Below are 21,560 nucleotides of genomic sequence, written 5' to 3' on the forward strand. Positions count from 1 at the left end.
TAAGGTAACCCCTTGCGTCGCAACGGCGCTGGGGTTATTTTGCGTTTGTGTTGAATTTAGGTATCATTGGAGAGGGTATATATTTATGTTATGATGTTCTAAAAATAGAAAAGGGTTGAAATTATGAAAAATAAATCCTTTTATTTCATATGGGCGGGTCAATCAATTGCCAATTTAGGGGATTCTCTATATGTGCTGGTTCTGACCCTATTCACCTATCAAGTCACAGACTCAGCTTTTTTGGCATCGCTTGTGGCTATGATGCAATTTGTCGGACAGTCATTAAGCGCAGTATTTATACCTGTTTTTATTAATAAATACAGGCTCAAACAAATTTTGATTTTTTTGCAGCTGACGCAAACTATTCTTTTATCTTTGCTGCTTGTTATATTTATCATAGATTTTAAATCTATTTTTATCTTTTTTTTGATCGTATTTTTCATGTCGCTGTTAGATGGAGGAACCATCCCGGTCAGAAATTCTATGATTCCCCGTTTTGTTCCCAAATCCATGCTATTGAAAGCAAATAGTCTTGTATTAACCTCTGATCAAATCGTGCTCTTGCTCGGTTGGCTGCTCGGCGGCATTTTGATCAAATGGCTCGGGCCCCAATTGCTTTTAATGCTGACTTTTGTGCTTTATGGCACTTCGACAGTGTCTCTATTTTTTGTCAAGGATGCCGGGAAAGGAGATGCCGAAAAAGAAGAAAATGAGTCTTTTATTGATAAAATCTCAGCTGGCTGGAAAGCGATTTATCAAATGCCTGTCATCAGAATGCTGACTGTTCTAGAACTTTTATCTATGTTTGGCAGAAGCATTTGGACTGGGGCCATCATTCTTGTTTATGTCGATGAAGTGCTTCATAAAAGTGAGACATGGTGGGGATTTATTAATGCAAGCTATTTCGCCGGCACCATTACAGGCGGTTTAATTGTATGGAAACTTTCGAAAAACATCAGCGGAAAACTGTTCTCAATGATCTTATGGACATCACTTGCCATAGGCGCTTGCACTTTATGTCTTGCACTAAACAAGTATGCGCTGGCATCCCTGCTTTTTGTCTTTATTCTGGGACCATCATTTCAGCTCAGGGGGATTGCGATCAGAACGTACGTACAGGAGAACATAAACGAAACAATGCTGCCGAAAATCCTGTCTGCTCAGCATACGATAAGTACATTTGTATACGGCGCTTCCATCTTAATTATGAGCAGTCTTACTGATTGGCTTGGTGTGCAATATGTCTTTTTCTTGAATTTTATCATTTTTACTGCTTCAGCACTTCTATCATTAAAATTAAAAAATGAACAAATATAGACAATATATTATAAATATTTACAAAAGGTATTTTAGTGTGTTTAAATTGGTGGTATCAAACAATTTTTATAAAGAGGTGGGAATTTTTGAATGATAAATTGAATTTATTTCCTCTTTCTCATCACCAAAAAAGAATTTTAAATATCGAAAATTTATATCCTGATACAGCTATTAATCATATCGGCGGCCTTATACAAATCAATGGAAAGCTGAATCTTGAGACATTACAAAAAGCCATTCAGCTTTGTATCAGACAGACAGAATCCCTCAGAATACGGCTCGTGAAGCAGGAAGAATCAGTTCTTCAATACATAGACGAAAAAACTCAGGCGCAAGTGCCGTCAGCCGATTTTACCCAAACGGATTATCCTTATGAAAGAATGCTGGATTGGGCAGAACGGGAGTTTAAAATACCATTCTCTTTATATGATAACGCACTTGCTCAATTTTATGTGTTTCAAACAGATGAAGCGACATGCGGATATTTAATCAAATGCCATCATATTGTCGCTGATGGCTGGTCTATGAAAATCATCATTGATAAGATTAAGAATCTGTACATGCAGCTCACATCCGGCGAACTTCTTACAGAAGAGGCTGACAATTATTCGATTCTTATAGAAAAAGAGAAAAAATACCTTTCTTCATCACGATATGACAAAGATGCTGCGTTCTGGAAAGCTGAATTTTCTCACTTGCCGGACAGCTTCTTGTCAAAAAGCTCTGCACACATTGCCGGAAAGCGCAAGCGGTATAAGCTTGACCAAGAGCATTCTGCCGCAGTTTATGAATTTATTCAACGACAAGGCTCTTCGTTAAACGCTTTGTTTACTGCATCGTTGTTTTGGTATTTAAGCAAGGTAACCGGAGAGAATGATTTTATTATAGGCACGCCGGTATTAAACAGATCAGGCAAGAAGGAAAAAAGCACTGCAGGGATGACGGTCAGTACGATGCCGTTCAGAAAGAAAACAGACAGTGATGTATGTTTTTCGGACTTTTTAAAAGAAGTCAATTCCGATTACATGAAATACTTTCTCCATCAACGATACCCCTATGATGAATTGGTGAAGGAACTGCAGCTTGCAAAACAGGGATACGACCAGCTTTTCCAAATTTATATGAATTCATATAACACTGACCTGGCTTCTGATATAAGCGGGTGTCGTGTCGAATATGATGAATTATATAACGGGTCACAGCCTTATTCCCTGCAGATCGCTGTTAAAGAGTGGGATGAAGGCGGAGCGATCGAATTGCAGTTTGACTACAAGGTATCCGATCACAGCGAAGCGGACATTCAGCTATTGAATGAACGTTTACAGCGCTTGATTTTATCAGTCATCGAGAATCCAGATCTGGAATTAAGGAATTTGTCTCTATTAACAGAACAAGAAAAAAGAGACGAAATCGTGAAGTGGAATCAGACACGGGCTGATTATCCGAAAGATCTGACAATCGATCAATTATTTCAAGGAAAAGCTGCACAGTATCCGTTTCATACAGCGATTGAGGATGGAACAAAACAGGTTTCCTATCAAGAACTGGATGAACGCTCCAGCCAGATTGCCCGTTACCTTATCCATAAAGGAATAAGCCGCGGTCATTTTGCCGCCGTGAGCATGAAACATTCACCCGATTTGATCGCTGTGTTGCTGGGCATTTTAAAAGCAGGCGGCGCCTATGTGCCGATCGATCCCGAATATCCCGCCGAACGCATTCAATATATTTTGGAAAACAGCGAAGCGGCATTTTTTATCACAGATCCGCTTTTTGAGACAGACTGCCGTTTGCCAAGCCAAGTGAAAAAAATCAGTTTTGACTGCGCCATGTTTCATGATTTAGATACGGGACAGTTAGACATCAAGAACGATCCTTCCGACATTGCATATATGATTTACACTTCTGGATCAACAGGGCAGCCGAAAGGCGTGATGATCGAACATCAGAGCCTTGTAAACTACATTATATCAGCCTCTCAGAATTACACTTCTTCCCAAGATGATAGCTTTGCGCTCTACTCATCCATAGCTTTTGATTTAACTGTTACATCCATTTATACCCCATTAGTGACAGGGAATAAAATCATCATTTACAGACAAGAAGATATACCGGAGTTTGTACTCCATCGAATCGTAAAAGAAAAGAAAACAGCTGTTATCAAGCTGACGCCAGCACATTTAGCGTTATTGAAAGATGAAAATTTGTCAGAATCCTCTATAAAAAGAATGATCGTCGGCGGAGAGCAGCTGCCTGTTTTATTAGCACGCCAAATAACAGAATCATCAGATCAATGCATTGAGATTTTCAATGAATACGGACCGACAGAAGCGACAGTGGGATGTATGATCCACAAATATGACCTAAAACGAGATCAGCAGGCTTCGGTGCCAATAGGGATTCCGATGCAGAACACTGAAATTTATTTATTAGATGAACAGCTGCAGCCTGTATTGCCGGGAACTCAAGGTGAAATGTATATATCAGGCGATAATGTCGCCAGAGGATATTGGAAGCGTCCGGATTTGCAAACCGAGCGTTTTCTGGATAACCCTTTTATGAAGGGCAGAAAAATGTATAAGACAGGCGATCTGGCGAAAAGAACGAATAATGGACTGCTTGAATATGCGGGGCGGAAAGATCATCAAATCAAATTAAAAGGCTACCGTATTGAACTGGGAGAAATTGAACTAGCTCTGCTTTCGCTTGAAGACATAGATGAGGCGGTTGTCATTGATTTTAATGATTCACAGGGCAGAAAACAATTGGCGGCATATGTTGTCAGCTCAACCAAAACGGCAGCGCTGGAGCTCCGGAAAAAGCTTTCTGACAAACTGCCTGTTTTTATGGTTCCGGCCTACTTTATTCATATGGATCGGATTCCGCTGACGCAAAATGGAAAAACAGACAGAGAAGCTCTCCCTGACCCTTTACTGTATCAAGAGCAGACAGATTATGGATTGTTAACTGAAGAGCAGAAAGAAGCGGAGGCGGTTCTTTTAGAAACGGCGAAGGAGATTCTCGGCCAGACTGATATTCGCCCAGAGGATCATTTTTATCAGCTTGGCGGAGATTCTATCAAAGCCATTCAATTCGTTTCAAAAATGAAAGAAAAAGGTCTTTTTATCAAGACTCAGGATATGATGACATATCCCGTATTTAGAGAACTTGTCAGTGCCGTGACTAGCAAACAATCGGTTTCAATTTCTCAACAACAAGCAGAAGGCAGAGTGATGGGAACGCCGATTACCCAATGGTTCTGGTCCTTGAATTTAAAGTGCGCTCATTTCTGGCATCAATCGGTTATGCTAACTGCTGAAAAAGAGATTCATCTTGAAGATGTAAAAGCGGTTCTATCTATTTTGATCAATCATCACGACAGCTTGCGAATGAATGTAGAAAAAGAAACGAATACCTTGTTTTATCACAATACAGATATCGAACCTTATACCGAATACTGGGATCTGTCTAATTTTTCCGAGGAAGAGCAAACCAAACAAATAGCGGTCATCGGACAGGAAATGAGAGAAAGCACTGACTTATACAATGGAGTGCTTTTTAAAACCGGAGTGATCAAAGCAAACAAAAAAAACCATTTGTTATTTACAGCTCATCACCTGATCACGGACGGTGTATCATGGCAAATTTTGATTGATGATTTTCTTACTCTTTTACATTCAATAGATAAGAAGGAAGAGAGGAGACTTCCTTTAAAGACACATTCTTATCAAAAATTTTCAGATTCGATCCATGAATATGCTAATTCGCGTGAAGCGGAGGAAGAATGCAGCTATTGGGATGAAAAAGTGAAACAGATTGAGCCTCTCTATGAGTTTTGTTCGGAAAATTCCAAAGTTAAAAATAGCTTAAAACTGAAACGGGCTTTGAGCCGCCAGATGACTCAAAAACTGCTCAGTGAAGCAAATGAGGCGTATCAAACCCAAACCAATGATTTGCTTATCGCTGCGTTAATCCGTGCTTGCCATCATTGCACAGGCAAAGAGGTTATTTCTTTGGAATTAGAAGGTCACGGAAGAGAACCAATAAAAGAAGATTTAGATTTTTCAAGAACGTTCGGGTGGTTTACAGCGATGTATCCTGCCGTATTTCAGGCAGAGGGTGAACTGCCGGCGCAAATCCGGTCAGTGAAAGAAAACCTGCGAAGCATTCCCAAAAAGGGTATTGGCTACGGCGCTCTTACCTATTTGAGTAAACGAATGCCGGCTCACAGGAAGCCTGAGCTGCGCTTTAATTATCTAGGAGAAGTTGACCGTTTTTTAGCAGACAAATCAGAATACCGGATAACTTATTTAAATTCAGGAGCCGAGTCATCACCGGAAAATGATCTGACAGTCAGTCTTGATTTGACAGCAGGAATCTATGACGGACAGCTAACGTTGGATTTAATCTGCACCGATCTTTATCAAACAGGAGATATGGAACAGCTTTTAGATGAGTTTTCTGTACAGCTGAAGGAGCTGGCAGAACATTGTTGTAAACAAGAGTCTGTCGAATATACGCCATCAGATTTCGAGACCGCCTCATTATCTATTGAAGAATTGGATTCTTTGTTCAAATGATGAGAAACGTATGGCTGGTTTTATGTTTTTGTCTGTCAATTCTAGTCTGGGATGGCGGGCAGGTAAACGCTCAGACGCCAGTTGATAAGCGCATTGACGCCCTGATTAAAAAGCAAATGAAGGAAAGCGGAATACCCGGGATCTCTATGACAGTGGTAAAAGGAGATGATGTTGTATATGAAAAGGGATTTGGTTATGCCGGCGAAAGGCATAGCCGCCCTGTAACTACTTCGACATTATTTGAGATGGGCTCAACCTCTAAAGCGTTTACTGCACTGGGTGTACTTAAGCTTGTACGTTCGGGGGCAATCAGACTAAATGACCCTGTCAGCCGGTATATCAGCGGATTTTATCCAGTTTATGACGGAAAGAAAGTAGATGTCACAATTGATCAGCTGCTTCATCATACTAGCGGGATTCCTTTTTTATCGATAGCTGATATCAAAGTTGATTCAAAAGAAGATGCCTTAGGGAAAACGGCGAAGGGATTAAGGGGAGTTGAGCTTAGCCATAAACCGGGAAGCACATTTGAATATGCCACAATCAATTATGATGTGCTGGGATATATCATCGAACAGGCATCAGGCCAGCCGTACGAGCAATATATGGCTGAGCACGTTTTTAAGCAGTTAGATATGCCAAACACGTATGCTGGACGTCACGCTGGACATGCCGGCGATGTATCATCAGGTTTTAAAATTGGATTTTTAAAGGCCAGAGCCTATAATGCGCCTGAGTATCGAGGGAACACGCCTGCTGGATATATCATCACGAACGCAGAAGATTTATCCAAATGGCTTCGTTTTCAGCTCAATCGCAGTGACACTGATATAAGCCGTTTGATCGAGCAGAGCCACCTGCCTGATAAAAGCGTAAAAACGGATGAGCCGGGCGTGTATTATGGTGCGGGATGGTCAATTTTTGAAAAAAAGGGCGCAGTCAAAGAAATGTTCCATGCCGGCTCCAACCCTAACTTTTCTTCGTTTATTATCATCAGCCCTAACGATAATGCGGCTGTAGGGGTTTTGGCAAATATGAACAGCGCGTACGCTGAGAAAATCGCACGTTCTGTTTTAGAAGTGGTTGCCGACCAAAAGCAAAAACAGGACGGTTCTGTCACTGACCCGTTTCAGGTCATTGATCAAGTTGCGGTTGCCATGCTGGTTTTATTCAGTTTATTGCTTATTGTTTTGCTGTGGAGAATTTATATTTTTCTTAAAAGCGTAAAATCGAAAAATGTTCCTGTTCAGCAGCGAATCAGAATAAAGGCGCTGCTTTGGGGGATTTTGCTGGCAGCCGGAATAGCGGCGCCTAAGCTCATTTCCGTCTTCGCCTTTAATGGATTGCCTTGGAGCATGATATTTATTTGGGGGCCCGGTTCTCTTCTTTATTTGGCAGCGGTTTATTATATGCTGCTCTTTGCCTCCTGTCTATTCGGTTTAGCCGCATGCTTTTTCAATCACCGCGCCGCAAGAAGGAGTGAAACGCATGAAATGTGAAGCATACATCCCTGGTATTCAGCCGTTTAACGATTTATTTTATCGAAGCTGTTTTTTTAACTGTTATTTTTCCGTGGTTCGCTCGTTTCAACAAGAAATCTATCCTTATCTTTTAAATGACATATATTCGTATCAATTGGATGAAGACGGTTACCCAATGATTGATCGGACTGAAGTTTATGATCCTGAGTATGTCATGAATCAGCAGGGAATAAGCGCGGATAAGCAATCGATGAGCAGCAGTCTCATAACTGATCTGAAAGGGGATGTTTTTAAAAATAAACCCGTTATCATTTGGTTGGATACATATGCGCAGCCTTATAGACAGGAATATATGTCTAAGCATAATCGGAACAGCATACTGATTTATGGCTTACATGATGCAAATCAAACTGCTCTTGCCCTTGAAAACCGTTATCCCGATAACTTGTCATATGAAGCCAGACACATTTCATATGATCATTTGGCCAAAGCCTATCAAGGCTTTCATCGTTATTTTCAGACTCCTGCCGCTTTTCATTCTTATGCCTCCTTTTCTTATGATCCGGGCAGGGATCGCTCAGGGCAAAGCCTTTTCAAAGATGCTGCTGCCTTTTTTGTTCATAACATCACCGAGCACTTAGATCGGATGTTATCCGGTTTGGCGAGCTTCAGCCGGTTTACTGAGGAATTTCACGGCATAAGAGACAGCGAAAAACTCCTTCATTCATTTAATGGAATTTTAAATGTGAAAAAAACAGAGCGATACCGTCTCGCATTTCTTCCGGCTTTTGAACAGCTTGCCGCTGTGACATCTGACATTATTGATGAATGGGAAGCAGCGCGGCATCTTGCGGCTAAGCTTTATTTTTCAGGAAGATCTTCTTCTGGTTATAAAGACCGGATCAAAGATTCACTGCAGAAAGTGCTGGAGCTGGAAGCAGCCCATATTGAATGTTTGAAGGATATTGGTAAAGAGGAGAGGGTCAAATGATCAAATTATTCTGTCTGCCGTATGCCGGGGGTTCGAGCACCATCTTCAGCGGATGGAAAAGGTTTCTTGATGCGTCAGTTGAATTGGTGGCCTTAGAGCTTCCCGGACACGGAACGAGAATGTCTGAACCGTTGCTTCATCATGCGGAATCCGTGGCGGAAGATCTTTTGGAACAAGCAATATCCCATTTGGGCCATTCGGATTATGCCATTTTTGGACACAGCATGGGATCGCTGCTTGCATATGAACTGCAAAAGAAGTTAGCCGCGGAACATAAACAGCCGATCCATATGTTTTTTTCCGGACGTTTCCCGCCCCACATCCCGGAAAAGAAAGTGCTTCATCAGCTTTCAGATTCCGCTTTAAAACAAGCGATTATTGAAATGGGGGGTGTGCCAGAAGAATTCAGCAAAAATGAGCAGGTGCTTGACTTTTTCCTTCCTATATTAAGAGCTGACTTTGAGTTGCTGGAAACATACAAGAATACAACTGTTGCTCCTTTATCCTGCGATATTTCGGTTTTGTATGGAGAACGTGATCTGCCGTCAGTGCTGTTTGATTTATCCGACTGGAATCAGTACACCGATCAGTCATGCAGATTTTACGAATTTGAAGGAGATCATTTTTTCATTAATCAGAAGACAGAAGAAGTGACCGCTAAAATCAATCATATTTTGAATCAGACAGGAGTGGTGTGAAATGGATTTCAGAACTGCCGGTGTTATCGGAGGAGGCGTCATGGGGGCCGATATGGCTCTTGATTTGTCTGCGAACGGGTATCAAGTGATTTTGCTGGATATCAGTGATGAAAAACTGAAAGCCGCAGAGGAAAATATTAAAAAGACATTCAGGCTTGTTCAACTAATGCGGAAAGAAAAATTCAGCATGTCACTGGAAAATGTGCTTGATAACATTCAATTCACGACTGAGCCGCACAATTTGGAGCCGGCTGATATCGTCATTGAAAACGTAACAGAAGATTGGGAGATAAAAAGACAAGTGTATTTACAACTAAAGGATATCTGCCGAGAGGATACCATCTACCTTGTAAATACAAGCTGTATCTCAATCACGAAGGTTGGTTCACTGATGCATCGTCCGGATAAGGTAATTGGAGCGCATTTCATGAATCCTGTTCCTCTGAAAGAACTTGTAGAGGTGATTCGGGGCGATGCCACTTCTGACGAGACTGTCAATGCAGCCGTCGGGTTTTTGAAATCTTTCGATAAAAATCCTGTCGTCGTTTATGATTTGCCTGGCTTTGTGTCAAATCGTGTATTAATGCTGACCATTAATGAAAGCATTTGGACGGTTCAAGATCAAGTGGCCACACCAGCCAATGTGGATAAAATCTTCCGCGGCGGGTTCGGGCATAAAATGGGTCCGCTCGCGACTGCGGATTTAATTGGTCTTGATACGATCCTTAACTCCTTGCTGGTTCTATATGAAAGCTACAAAGATTCAAAATTCAGGCCATGTCCGCTGCTCGTGAAAATGGTAGACGCAGGAAAGTTAGGGAGAAAGTCAGGACAAGGATTCTTTCAATACAGTTAAAGGAGGAGCAGACCATTGAAAAAGGGAGTTAAGTGTGTTGTCTGGGATTTAGATCATACGCTATGGGATGGTATTCTGCTTGAATCTGATGATGTAAAGCTGAAGGACAATATCAAAGAAATTTTGACTGAGCTTGATGAACGCGGCATATTGCTGTCTGTCGCAAGCAGAAATGACGAAGCTGCTGTTATGGAAAAATTAATGGAATTTGGAATTGATCATTTCTTTCTATATCCGGAAATCAGCTGGAATGCCAAATCGGTTTCTTTGGAAAAAATCAGCAAAAACCTCAATATCCATAAGGATACGCTTCTTTTTATTGACGATCAAGCATTTGAAAGGGAAGAAGTGAAAAATGCCCATCCGGAAATTTCGTGCTGGGATGCCGTTCGATATAAGGATCTCATCGTCGATCCTTTGCTGAAGCCTGCATTCGTAACGGAGGATGCCAAAAGACGCCGGCAGATGTATCTTGAGGATGACCGCAGAAAAGAGGACGAAGAGCAGTTTGAAGGACCGTCCGAACAATTCCTTGCCACTCTGAATATGAAGTTTACGATCAGCCATGCGCAAGAAAGCGACTTGCAGCGGGCAGAAGAGCTAACGGTACGTACAAACCAGCTGAATGCAAGCGGAAAAACATATGATTATCAGGAATTAAATGATTTCCGAAAGTCAGATTCTCATATGCTGTTAGTTTGCGAGCTAGAGGACAAGTACGGTTCTTATGGAAAAATCGGACTCTCTCTAATAGAAGAAAAGGGAGATGAATGGCATATAAATCTTCTATTAATGTCTTGCCGCGTGATGTCCCGCGGCGTCGGTACGATTTTGCTGACAGCCATTATAAATGAAGCGAAACAACAAGGGAAAAAACTGTTTGCCGATTTTAAACAAACGGATCGAAACAGAGTCATGTATATCACATATAAATTTGCCAATTTCAAAGAACATACGAAGGGCCCGGACGGCTTCATCTTATTTGAAAATGACTTGAGCCGGATTCAGCCTTATCCTGCATATGTCGAGGTCAAAACGGAATTCAGCCAATCACCTGTTGCAAGAAGCAGAAATTAATCTAAATAGCGGGGAGAGCAAATAGATGAATCTTCATGAACAAATTAGAGAATATATTGAACAAAATTTGGTGGTCTTTGACGATGAAATCGAATTAACCAATGATGATCACATTTTTGAAATGGGATTTGTGAATTCTTTATTTGCGATGAAACTTGTAACATTTCTTGAGCAAAACTTTGGGTTTCAGCTTGATAACGAAGATTTAGATATTGCTAACTTCAGCACGGTAAACCGAATCGTCAGCCTAATTGAAAAGAAACAGAACGGGGCTCTTGCTAATGAAAACAGCTGAGATGAAAGCTGACATCATTCAAGATTTCCAGGCTTACTGTGACGAAAAAATCCGACCTTTTGCAGGAGAGTTTGATGAGAAGGAATGCATCCCTGCAGCATTAATAAAAGATTTAGGGAGCAAATCTTATTTTGCCGCGGGTATTCCGAAGGTCTATCACGGATTGGGATTGAACCCTGTCGAATACGGTTTGTTTACTGAACAAGCAGGTAAAGCGTGCTGTAATATTCGAACCCTTTTGACTGTGAATTCGTTAGTCGGTGAATCTCTGCTACGGTACGGTACAGAGTACCAAAAAGAAGAATGGCTTGTCCCAATCGGAAAAGGAGAGAAAATCGGAGCGTTTGCATTGTCTGAACCAAACATTGGTTCAGACGCAAACCACATTGAAACATCTTATACAAAAAACGGAAGCTGCTATGTCATTAACGGGAGAAAAAAATGGATTTCTTTTGGCGCCATTGCTGACTTTTTTCTGGTTATAGCCCGTGATAAAGAAGTGGTTACAGCCTTTATCGTAGACAGCCGCCAGAGCGGAGTAACGGTTAAAAAAATGGAAGGCATGATGGCCAATAGAGCTTCTTATCTTGCGGAAATAGAGTTTGACAGCGTCGAGGTTTCTGATGACCGGATATTAGGGCCAATCGGGGGCGGCTTTAATTACATCGTTAATTTAGCCTTGGATCATGGGAGGTACAGTGTGGCATGGGCCGGCTTGGCGATTGCACAGGAAGCCGTCGATTCTTTAGTAACATACTCACGGAAGAGAAGCCAATTTGGAGAGAAGCTCTACAAACATCAAATGATTAAAGGAATGATCGGTGATGCTGTAACACAGCTGCATGCAGCCCGAGCCTTATGTATGAAAGCAGGCGAAATGCGGATGAAACAAGATCCGGAGGCCGTGACGGAAACGTCTATCGCGAAATATTTCACTTCAAAGATTGCTGTGGAGATTACCAATTCAAATGTGCAGATCCATGGAGGAAGCGGTTTCAGCAGAGATCATTCAGCTGCCCGCTTGTACAGAGAAGCCAAAGTGTTGGAAATCATTGAAGGAACATCTCAAATTCAGCAGCAAGTCATAGCGAATTATGGATTGAGACGATATTTTGTCAAACATATATAGGCAGAGGATGGAGAGGATTCTGTGAGTGAGCAAATGAAAAAAATAGATAAAAATAACATAGCCAACATTCTCGGACTGACCACCATTCAGGAAGGTCTGCTTTTTCATCATTTAATGGAGCCGGAAGGTAATGCTTATTTTGAACAAATGCTAATCAAGCTAGAGAGTGAGCCAGCCCGCGATCTTTTTGAAAAAGCATGGCAGCAAACGGTTCAGCAAAATGAAATGCTTCGGACGGTGTTTAGGTGGAAGGAAACAGCTAAGCCAATTCAGGTTATATTAAAGCATCATAAAATAGATATCCGTTATCTGAGCCTCTCGTTCGACAAAGGCATTTCTCAGGAAAAGCTGAAGGAAGAGCTTGCGGAGAGTGATCGGGAAGAGCCGTTTCAGCTTCAAGAAGTACCTTTCCGTGTCACACTGTATCAAACAGAAGAAAACGGGACCTGGATGATGATCAGCTTTCATCATATCTTGATGGACGGCTGGAGCATGGGGATTGTCCTTAAAGAGTGGCTGGAGTCCTATCAAGCGTTAGCCATGGGTCAGACACCTGTTATACCACAAAAACCGTCATATCAAGCATTTGTGAAATGGCAGCAGGAACAGCAGCGTAAAACAAAAGACAGCCAGGCGTCATTTTGGAAAGGGTTATTGAAAGACTGGGAGCCCGTGCAATTGCTGCCGAATTCAGAAAGGCAAGGGAAGCGAAATGGTACTTTTTCTAAACATGAGATACAGCTTCCAGCTTCAGCAGGAAAAGCTCTGCGCTCACTCGCTTCTGAAAGGCAGGTTACACTGGCTTCAATTCTATATAGTGTCTGGGGTCTGCTGCTAAAGAATTATTCTGATCAAGAAGAAGTGGTGTTCGGGACAACCGTTTCCGGAAGAGGCGCGGATGTACCGGGAATAGAACAAATGACGGGGCTGTTTATCAATACCATTCCGCTTCGTCTCCGCTTCACGCCTCACTCCACTCCTTTAGATGTGATTCAGCTTGCACATGAGCAGATTGCTAAGAGAAGTGAGTATGAACATACACCGCTGTCTGATTTAAAAACCTATGCGGGTCTGACCGCTGAGCAGTCATTATTTGACACGATTGTCGTGATTGAAAATTATCCGCTTGACCAGATGCTTAAGTCAAACAGTCTTCCTCTTTCAATCGAGCAATATGACATGTTTGAACAAACTGAATTCGATTTGACATTGAGTGTACAAGCTTTTGATGAGCATATCCATTTTTTATTTATATACAATCCTGGTGTCATGTCTGCCCTTCAAGTGAAGCAGCTTGGAGATCATTTTCTCAACCTGTTATCGGAAGTGATTGAGTATCCGGCAGACAGATCTGTGCACCGCTTGAATATGCTTTCCGAAGACGAAGTGCATTATCAGCTTGAAGAGTTTTGCAGCTATAAAGGTATGACCGGCAACAAACATCAAACTGTTATTGATTTGTTTGAACAGCAGGCGGAAAAGACGCCGGACGCGCTTGCTGTGGACTTTCGCTCGGAATCCCTGACCTATGATCAATTAAATAAAAAAGTGAATCAGCTCGCCCGCTTTTTAGAAAGTCGGGGAGTCAAACCTGCACAAAGAGTCGGTATTTTAACAGAACATTCAATTGAAATGGTGATCGCTTGTCTCGCTGTATTAAAAGCGGGCGGCGCTTATGTCCCAGTTGATCCCGATTATCCTTCGGAAAGAATTGAATATCTCCTGCAGGACAGCGGGATAAAACTGCTGCTGACAGAAGATATTGAGGGGCTGGTTTACTCGTTCGATGGTGTGAAAATAGATATTACCGATCAAAACCTTTATCAAGGAAACGACAGCAATCTGGTGAAACAATACGGTTCGCAGGACATTGCGTATTGCATATATACCTCTGGAACAACAGGCAGGCCAAAAGGGGTGCTTGTTAAGCATCTTGGTCTTGAAAATTATGTTTCCTGGGCCGCCGAGCAATATGTAAGAGGTGATAAAAGAGATTTTGCCCTTTATACCTCCCTGTCTTTTGATTTAACTGTAACTTCTATCTTTACCCCGCTTATTACAGGAAACGCAATTATTGTGTATCGTGATAAAAACAAGCAGCTTCTTGTGGAACAGATTCTGAAAGATAATCGAGCCCATGTTATGAAGTTAACGCCGTCCCATCTGCATTTCATTTCCGGAATGCCGTTTCGGGACAGTGTGATGAAGTGCCTGATACTGGGGGGAGAGCAATTAGAAACTTCTCTTGCGGCGAAAATTGAACAGAACTTCGATGGGGAAATTGAAATCTTTAACGAATATGGCCCGACGGAAACGGTAGTCGGCTGCATGATTCACCGCTACTCATCTGAAAGGGATAAAGGTCTGTATGTGCCGATCGGCCGGCCGGCAGCACATACTGATATATACATTCTTGATTCACATATGTATCTGCTGCCTCAGGGAGCAGCGGGAGAACTATATATTGCCGGAAAAGGAGTAGCAGAAGGCTACTTAGACCGGGAGGAACTGACGGCAGAGCGCTTTGTGGCGCATCCTTTTAAACCCGGAGAAAAAATGTATAAAACAGGAGACGCAGCCCGCTTTTTACCGGATGGAACCATTCAGTTTTTAGGCAGAAACGATGACCAAATCAAACTTAGGGGCTATCGGATTGAGAGCGGGGAAATTGAGCACTGGCTCTGCCGGTACGGGCGTATAAAAGGGGCAGCGGCTGTCGTGAAGAAGGATGCGTCCCAGACGCCGTGCTTGGCTGCTTATCTTTTCACTGATGAGACGATTGATGAAAAGCAGCTGCGCGTTTACTTGCGCCGTTATTTGCCGGAATATATGATCCCATCCCGATTTATTGTGATGAGTGAGATGCCGCTGACGGCCAATGGAAAATTGGATAAAAAAGCACTGCCCGAGCTTGGAGCAGAGACAAAACGAGAGGTGTTTGCATCGGCCCCCGCTTCTGAAACAGAAAAGATGGTGCTGGAGGTTTGGAAACGCGTACTTGGTCAAGACAGCATCAATGTGCAGGATAAATTTTTTGAAATCGGCGGCACATCCCTGCATTTGATCCAAGTCAATCAGCAGCTTTCTAAGGAAACGGGAAAAAGTATTCCAATGGTTGAGATGTTCCGCCGTCCAACAGTCCAATTGCTTGCTGAGTTCTTGTCAGGTCATGATGAAGAGCAATCAAAAAAGAAAACACAATTAACATCAAAGCGGAAGGCACCATCAGATGAAAATATCGCCATCATCGGTATGGCCGGGCGTTTCCCTGGAGCTGAAAACATAGATGAGTTTTGGCATAACCTGCAAAATGGCAAGGAATCTATCTCTTTTTTCACTGATGAAGAGCTGTTTACGGCAGGCATTGATGAACAAACATTTACGAGAACTGATTATGTAAGGGCGAAAGGAATCATCGACGGCCCCGATTTATTTGATGCCTCCTTCTTCGGCTATTCACCGGGACAGGCAGAGGTCATGGACCCGCAAATCCGTCTTCTTCATGAGTATGTATGGAAAACACTTGAGGATGCAGGGTGTGTTTCAGCTGAATATGAAGGGAAAATCGGTTTGTTTACTGGAACAACCTCAAATTTTCAATGGCTCCAGCATTTCGCTGATTCATTAGACGGCAGGATGTCAGAGCTGTTTGAAATCGGCTCTTTAAATGATACCTATACGATCAGCACGCGAGTTGCTCATAAACTTAATTTAAAAGGTCCAGCCATTACACTGCAGACAGCTTGTTCAACCTCCTTGGTGGCGTTGCATTTGGCTTGCAAATCAGTGCTGAATGGAGAATCTGATGTGGCTCTCGCAGGCGGTGTATCCATTCTCCATCCGGTTAAGTCAGGCTACATCTACCAAGAGAATATGGTGAAATCACCAGACGGTCACTGCCGAGCCTTTGATAAAGACGCGAAAGGCACTGTAGGAGGCGATGGAGTCGGATTTGTCGCAGTGAAATCGTTGAGCCGCGCTTTGGCTGACGGCGATAGGATCTATGCGGTTGTAAAAGGGTCTGCGGTCAACAATGACGGTGACCAAAAGGTAGGCTTTAATGCGCCGAGTGTGGAAGGCCAGACAGAGGTCATAAGAGATGCGATTGCTGACGCAGGGATTGAACCGGAAACCATCAGCTATGTGGAAACTCACGGAACAGGCACAGCTCTCGGAGATCCAATTGAAATTGAAGCTTTAACAAAAGCGTTTCAAACGAATAAGACCGCGTTTTGCAGGATTGGTTCCGTAAAAACGAATATTGGGCACCTTGATGCTGCTGCTGGAGCGGCAGGTCTCATTAAAACAGTTCTCTCTCTGAAGCATCAACAATTTGTGCCTAGCCTTCATTTTAGGGAAGCGAATCCGAATATTGATTTTGAAAACAGTCCTTTCCTTGTGAATGACAAGCTCCGAATGTGGAAGAAAACAAATACCCCAAGACGAGCAGGCGTGAGCTCATTCGGTATGGGCGGCACCAATGCCCATGTGATTCTGGAGGAAGCGCCTGTCAGTGAACGTGAACAACATTCGCGTTCGTATCAGCTGTTTCCGCTTTCAGCAAAAACGATGAATGCTTTAGAAAAAACGAAAGACCTTTTGCTCGAGCACATGGAAAGGAACACAGAGCTTAATGCAGCAGACGCCGCTTATACGCTGCAGGCCGGGAGACAGCACTTTGATTATAGGCAAATGTTTGTGGCAAAGGACAGACAGGATGTCATCCGCCTGCTTTCCGAGAAAAAGGACAGAGGACTCAGCCGAATGTCGCGGCTTCAGGAAAAAAAGGAGAAAAAATTGATCTTCATGTTCTCGGGCCAAGGCAGTCAATATGTGAACATGGGCCGGGATTTGTATACGGAGGAGCCGTTTTTCAAAGAGACGATGGATCATTGTTTTCTAGAATTCTATGAAGCGACCGGCGAGAGGCTTGAGGATATTCTATACCCTGACCAGCAGGATGAAGACGCTGCCGCGAAAAAACTTCAAGAGACGAAATATGCCCAGCCTGCTATTTTTATGCTGGAATATGCGCTGTCACTTTTGCTGATGAAGTGGGGGCTGCGGCCATGGGCTATGATCGGCTACAGCTTTGGTGAACTAACGGCTGCCGCGGTATCGGGAGTGTTTACGCTCAGTGACGCCATCAAGCTAATCAGCTTACGTGGACAAGTTATGCACGAAGCTCCGTCAGGCATCATGCTAAGCGTCCCATTGCCAGAGGAAGAATTGAAACCGATTCTCCCTGATTGCATTTCCTTGGCTGTTGTTAATGACGCTTCTTGTATAGTGTCAGGGATTGAGTCTGACATTTCGGTATTTGAAGAACAGTTAAAAGCCAAAAAAGTGCTTTGTATGAGAGTAAAAGGTTCAATTGCTGCTCACTCGCACGTCATGGCTTCCGCCGCTGAACGATTTGGAAATACAGCAAAGCACATTTCTTATCAAAAACCGGATGTTCCTTTCTTTTCTAATTTAACGGGAGACTGGATAGCGGATGAAGAAGCCGCGGACTATGACTATTGGAAGCGGCACATGACTGAGACTGTTCGCTTTGCCGAGGGTATTGACGTGTTAACGAAGCAGGACCATGCTATTTTTATCGAAATCGGCCCGGGACAGGATTTAAGTGTGCTGGTGAAGAGATCGATTAAGGATGAGCTGCGCCAGCATACTTGCAATGTGCTGAAACACAGCAGACAGAGTATGTCAGATGTCCAATTTTTACTCAGCAGAATTGGCACGCTATGGATGTATGGCGCGGACATTGATTGGCGCGGGATGCAGGAGGGCAGAAATCCTGAAAAGGTCTCTATGCCTCAATATCCTTTTGAAAAGGAATCCTTCTGGTACAAACGGAAACATACTGCCAGCGGAAAAGGCAAAAAACATTTCGAAGGAAAGCTCCCGGTTCAGGAGTGGTTTTATCTGCCGCAATGGGAGAAAGAAATCCTGCCGATTTCTCGCGAGATTGAAGCGACGGAACAACGTTTGCTTGTCTTCATGGAGGATAGTGATTTTGGCCATAAGCTTATTCGGGGGCTTCAACCAGCCTGTGCTTCTTGTGTCATCATTAAAAAAGGGCATAGCTTTCAGCAGATTGAAAAAGGAGTGTACACACTCCGTCCGGACTCTGCGGAAGATTACTGCCGTCTCTTTGAAGTGTTGGAGAAGGAAAACATCCAGTACAGCGGGATTTTGCACCTCTGGGGGCTGGCAGAGAAGAATGAATCAGCTGCTGCCGAGTGGATTGAGCAGATGCAAAGCGAATCCTATTACTCTTTGCTTTACTTAGGGCAAGCATTGAAAAAGAAAGGAACAAAGCAGGAAATTTCGATCTTTGTTTTATCGTCCCTTACGTATCAGCTTGGCGGAGAAGACATGCTGTATCCAGAGAAAGCGATACATCTGGGGCCGAGTATGGTCATTTCTCAGGAAACACCGCTCCTTCGCTATCGAGTGATTGATATAGACAGACAGAAAGAAGATTCCTGGAAAGAAGACAAGCTGCTGGAACTCATTAGATCAGAGCTGATGACTGAATCCGGTAATCTCCTAACGGTTTACAGAAATAATAAAAGGTACACTAGGAATTTTATTCACAAAGCAGTGCCTGCAGAATCATCGCAGGGGCACCTTCGTCCCGGAGGTGTATATATTCTGATTGGCGGGCTGGGCTTCATCGGTTTACATGCTGCAAAAACCATTGCTGAGAAAACAAAAGCAAAACTTATTCTGACAAGCCGTTCCGGCCTACCGCCGCGGAGTGAATGGGAGTCCTTAATCAGCACGCATGCTGAGGATGATCCAACCGTTAAAAAAATAAAATCAATATATGAGATAGAAAAAACAGGCGCAGAAGTCATTGCCGTTGCTGCGGATGCAAGCTGTGAAGCGGATATGTCTGAACTGGTTCATATGGCTGAACGTAAGTACGGCTCCATCCACGGTGTAATTTATGCAGCTGGAATAACAGGCGAACAATCATTCAGAATGATGGAACAAACGGATAAAAGTTTCTCGGATGCTCACTTTCAAGCAAAAATGACGGGCGTTGCGGTATTAGAAAAAGTGCTGGCTGATCGACCGCTTGATTTCTGCTTTTTGATTTCGTCCTTGTCTCCAATATTAGGAGGACTTGGATTTACCGCCTATACTGCCGTTAACCAGTTTGTTGATGCCTTTGTATATAAACATAATGCGCAGCATCCTGTTCAGTGGACAGCCCTAAATTTAGACGGCTGGGAATTTGAAGACGGCAAAAAACCGGATATTCCAATCGGAGGGGATTTAGAAAATACCCTGATTCGTACACATGAGGGCAGAGAGATCTTTGAGAAGATTTTTACATTTGATCATATGGATCAGATTGTAGTGTCTGCCACGGATCTGCAGGAAAGGATACAAAAATATGTGAACCGTCTGCAGAAGCCTAACGGTGAAGAGCAAGAGGAAGTTTCGCTGTACGGCCGGCCGGAACTTACCGCTGAATATGCCGAACCGGTGACTGATATGGAAAAAGAACTTCTTGTTCAATGGCAGTCGTTTTTCAAGATTGATCAAATCGGCATAGACGATGATTTCTTTGAAATGGGCGGGGATTCGTTAAAGGCGATTACTTTCATTTCCATTATTCATCAAGCATTCAATGTGGAAATTGCGCTGCCGGATTTCTTTAACATTCCGACGATCAGGCAGATGGCCGAATTTATCAGCCAAGCCGACAAGAAGATTTACAGAAAGATAGAAAAAGCTGCGAAAAGGGATTATTATCCGTTATCCTCAGCGCAAAAACGGCTTTATCTTGTACAGCAGTTAGATCCAACAAGCACAGGCTACAATGAGTTCACTGCCGGCAAGATTGCAGGAAAGCTTGACATGCAAAGGCTTGAGAATGTGTTCAAGCAATTGATTATACGTCATGAGAGTTTAAGAACATCCTTTAAAGCAATAGACGGTGTTCCTATGCAGTGCATAGCGGAGCATGCGGAATTTCATGCAGACTTTTTTGACCTATCAAATGTGGCAGGCCAGGAAGGGCAAAGCCCAAAAGAACAAGAAGTCATCAGCAGCTTTTTAAAGCCGTTCCAGCTTGATCAGGCTCCCCTGATGAGAGCTGGTGTTATGAAGAACTCTGAAAACGAGTATATTCTGATGCTCGATATGCACCATATTATTTCTGACGGTTTATCTCAGGATATCTTGGTCAGCGAGTTTATGGATCTGTATGACGGCAAAGAGCTTGCACCGCTTGAACTGCAATATAAAGATTTCTCAGAATGGCAGAATCAGATGCTTCAGTCTGATGACCTGAATGAGGTGAAAACATATTGGCTGAAACGGCTTGACGGCTTCCATGAGCTTCAGCTGCCGGCTGATTACCGGAGACCCGATGTCAAAAGCTATGCCGGCGCCCATTATCGTTTTTATATAAACAAAAAAGAGCTTGAGGCGTTTAAATCCATTATGGCCGATGAAGATGCCACGCTGTTTATGGGACTTTTATCAATCTATCAAATCCTGCTGCACAAGCTCACTGGACAGTCCGACATTGTAGTCGGCGTTCCGGTCGCTGGGAGAAGGCAGGAGGAACTGCAGCGGATCATCGGTATATTCGTTAATATGCTTCCGCTTCGGTTTTATCCGAAAAAAGAGATGACGTTCACTCAATTTCTGCACCATGTCAAGCAGCTGGTGATTGATGATTTTGATCATCAAGATTATCAGTATGAACATATGGTTCAAGATTTGAAGTTAGATAGGACGTTAAATAGGAATCATATTTTTGATACTGTTTTTGCACTGCAGAATCTAAGCCAGCCTGCTTTAGAGGTAGACGGGATCACATTAACCGACTATGAATATGAAACAGCGGTTTCCCGGTTTGATTTGCTTTGGATCGCTTCAGAAGACGAAACCGGTTTATCTTCTGTCATTGAATACAGCACTGAGCTGTTTACAAGAGAAACCATTGAAAGCGTTGCGAAAGGGATTAAAAAGGTGCTGTCAGCCGTGATTGATTGTAAGCAAACCGCTCTCAAGGATATTGACCTGACTTCAGGCATCAATGATTTAGAAAAGGTATCGTTGCTGGAACTAGACGATCTGAAAATCTAGCAGAAATAGGTGAATAACA

10 protein-coding genes are annotated in these 21,560 nt (G+C 43.0%); all 10 read left to right on the forward strand.

Going from position 1 to position 21,560, the window contains the following annotated elements; translation table 11 throughout:
- Positions 1–123: 123 nt before the first annotated feature.
- The 10 genes from ACY3LV_RS13965 to ACY3LV_RS14010 all read left to right on the forward strand — a co-directional run bounded on the left by ACY3LV_RS13965 (position 124) and on the right by ACY3LV_RS14010 (position 21,541).
- The gene (locus ACY3LV_RS13965) at positions 124–1,317 is read left to right on the forward strand and encodes an MFS transporter (RefSeq protein WP_148963503.1); all 1,194 of its coding nucleotides are present in this window, start codon (positions 124–126) and stop codon (positions 1,315–1,317) included.
- Positions 1,318–1,403: 86 nt separating this feature from the next.
- Positions 1,404–5,897, forward strand: coding sequence for an amino acid adenylation domain-containing protein (locus ACY3LV_RS13970; protein ID WP_464863985.1), 4,494 nt, complete (start codon positions 1,404–1,406; stop codon positions 5,895–5,897).
- Positions 5,894–7,396, forward strand: a complete 1,503-nt coding sequence (locus ACY3LV_RS13975; protein ID WP_464863986.1) for a serine hydrolase domain-containing protein — start codon at positions 5,894–5,896, stop codon at positions 7,394–7,396. The genes ACY3LV_RS13970 and ACY3LV_RS13975 overlap by 4 nt, the downstream gene beginning before the upstream one ends.
- Complete coding sequence (locus tag ACY3LV_RS13980; protein WP_289346610.1) at positions 7,386–8,369, forward strand: cysteine peptidase family C39 domain-containing protein; 984 nt, start codon at positions 7,386–7,388, stop codon at positions 8,367–8,369. The genes ACY3LV_RS13975 and ACY3LV_RS13980 overlap by 11 nt, the downstream gene beginning before the upstream one ends.
- Positions 8,366–9,067 carry an alpha/beta fold hydrolase gene (locus ACY3LV_RS13985; RefSeq protein WP_333561794.1) on the forward strand — a complete coding sequence of 234 codons (702 nt, stop codon included), beginning with the start codon at positions 8,366–8,368 and terminating at the stop codon, positions 9,065–9,067. The genes ACY3LV_RS13980 and ACY3LV_RS13985 overlap by 4 nt, the downstream gene beginning before the upstream one ends.
- Before the next feature lies 1 nt (position 9,068).
- Positions 9,069–9,923, forward strand: coding sequence for a 3-hydroxyacyl-CoA dehydrogenase family protein (locus ACY3LV_RS13990; protein WP_333561795.1), 855 nt, complete (start codon positions 9,069–9,071; stop codon positions 9,921–9,923).
- Between the two features lie 15 nt (positions 9,924–9,938).
- Positions 9,939–11,000, forward strand: a complete 1,062-nt coding sequence (locus ACY3LV_RS13995; RefSeq protein WP_464863987.1) for an HAD-IIIC family phosphatase — start codon at positions 9,939–9,941, stop codon at positions 10,998–11,000.
- A gap of 25 nt (positions 11,001–11,025) precedes the next feature.
- The gene (locus ACY3LV_RS14000; RefSeq protein ID WP_003240117.1) at positions 11,026–11,295 is read left to right on the forward strand and encodes an acyl carrier protein; all 270 of its coding nucleotides are present in this window, start codon (positions 11,026–11,028) and stop codon (positions 11,293–11,295) included.
- Positions 11,282–12,424, forward strand: coding sequence for an acyl-CoA dehydrogenase family protein (locus ACY3LV_RS14005; protein ID WP_464863988.1), 1,143 nt, complete (start codon positions 11,282–11,284; stop codon positions 12,422–12,424). The genes ACY3LV_RS14000 and ACY3LV_RS14005 overlap by 14 nt, the downstream gene beginning before the upstream one ends.
- Positions 12,425–12,445: 21 nt before the next feature.
- Complete coding sequence (locus tag ACY3LV_RS14010; RefSeq protein WP_464863989.1) at positions 12,446–21,541, forward strand: amino acid adenylation domain-containing protein; 9,096 nt, start codon at positions 12,446–12,448, stop codon at positions 21,539–21,541.
- The last annotated feature ends 19 nt before the right edge of the window (positions 21,542–21,560 follow it).

It is taken from the genome of Bacillus sp. 11C, from assembly GCF_055486375.1.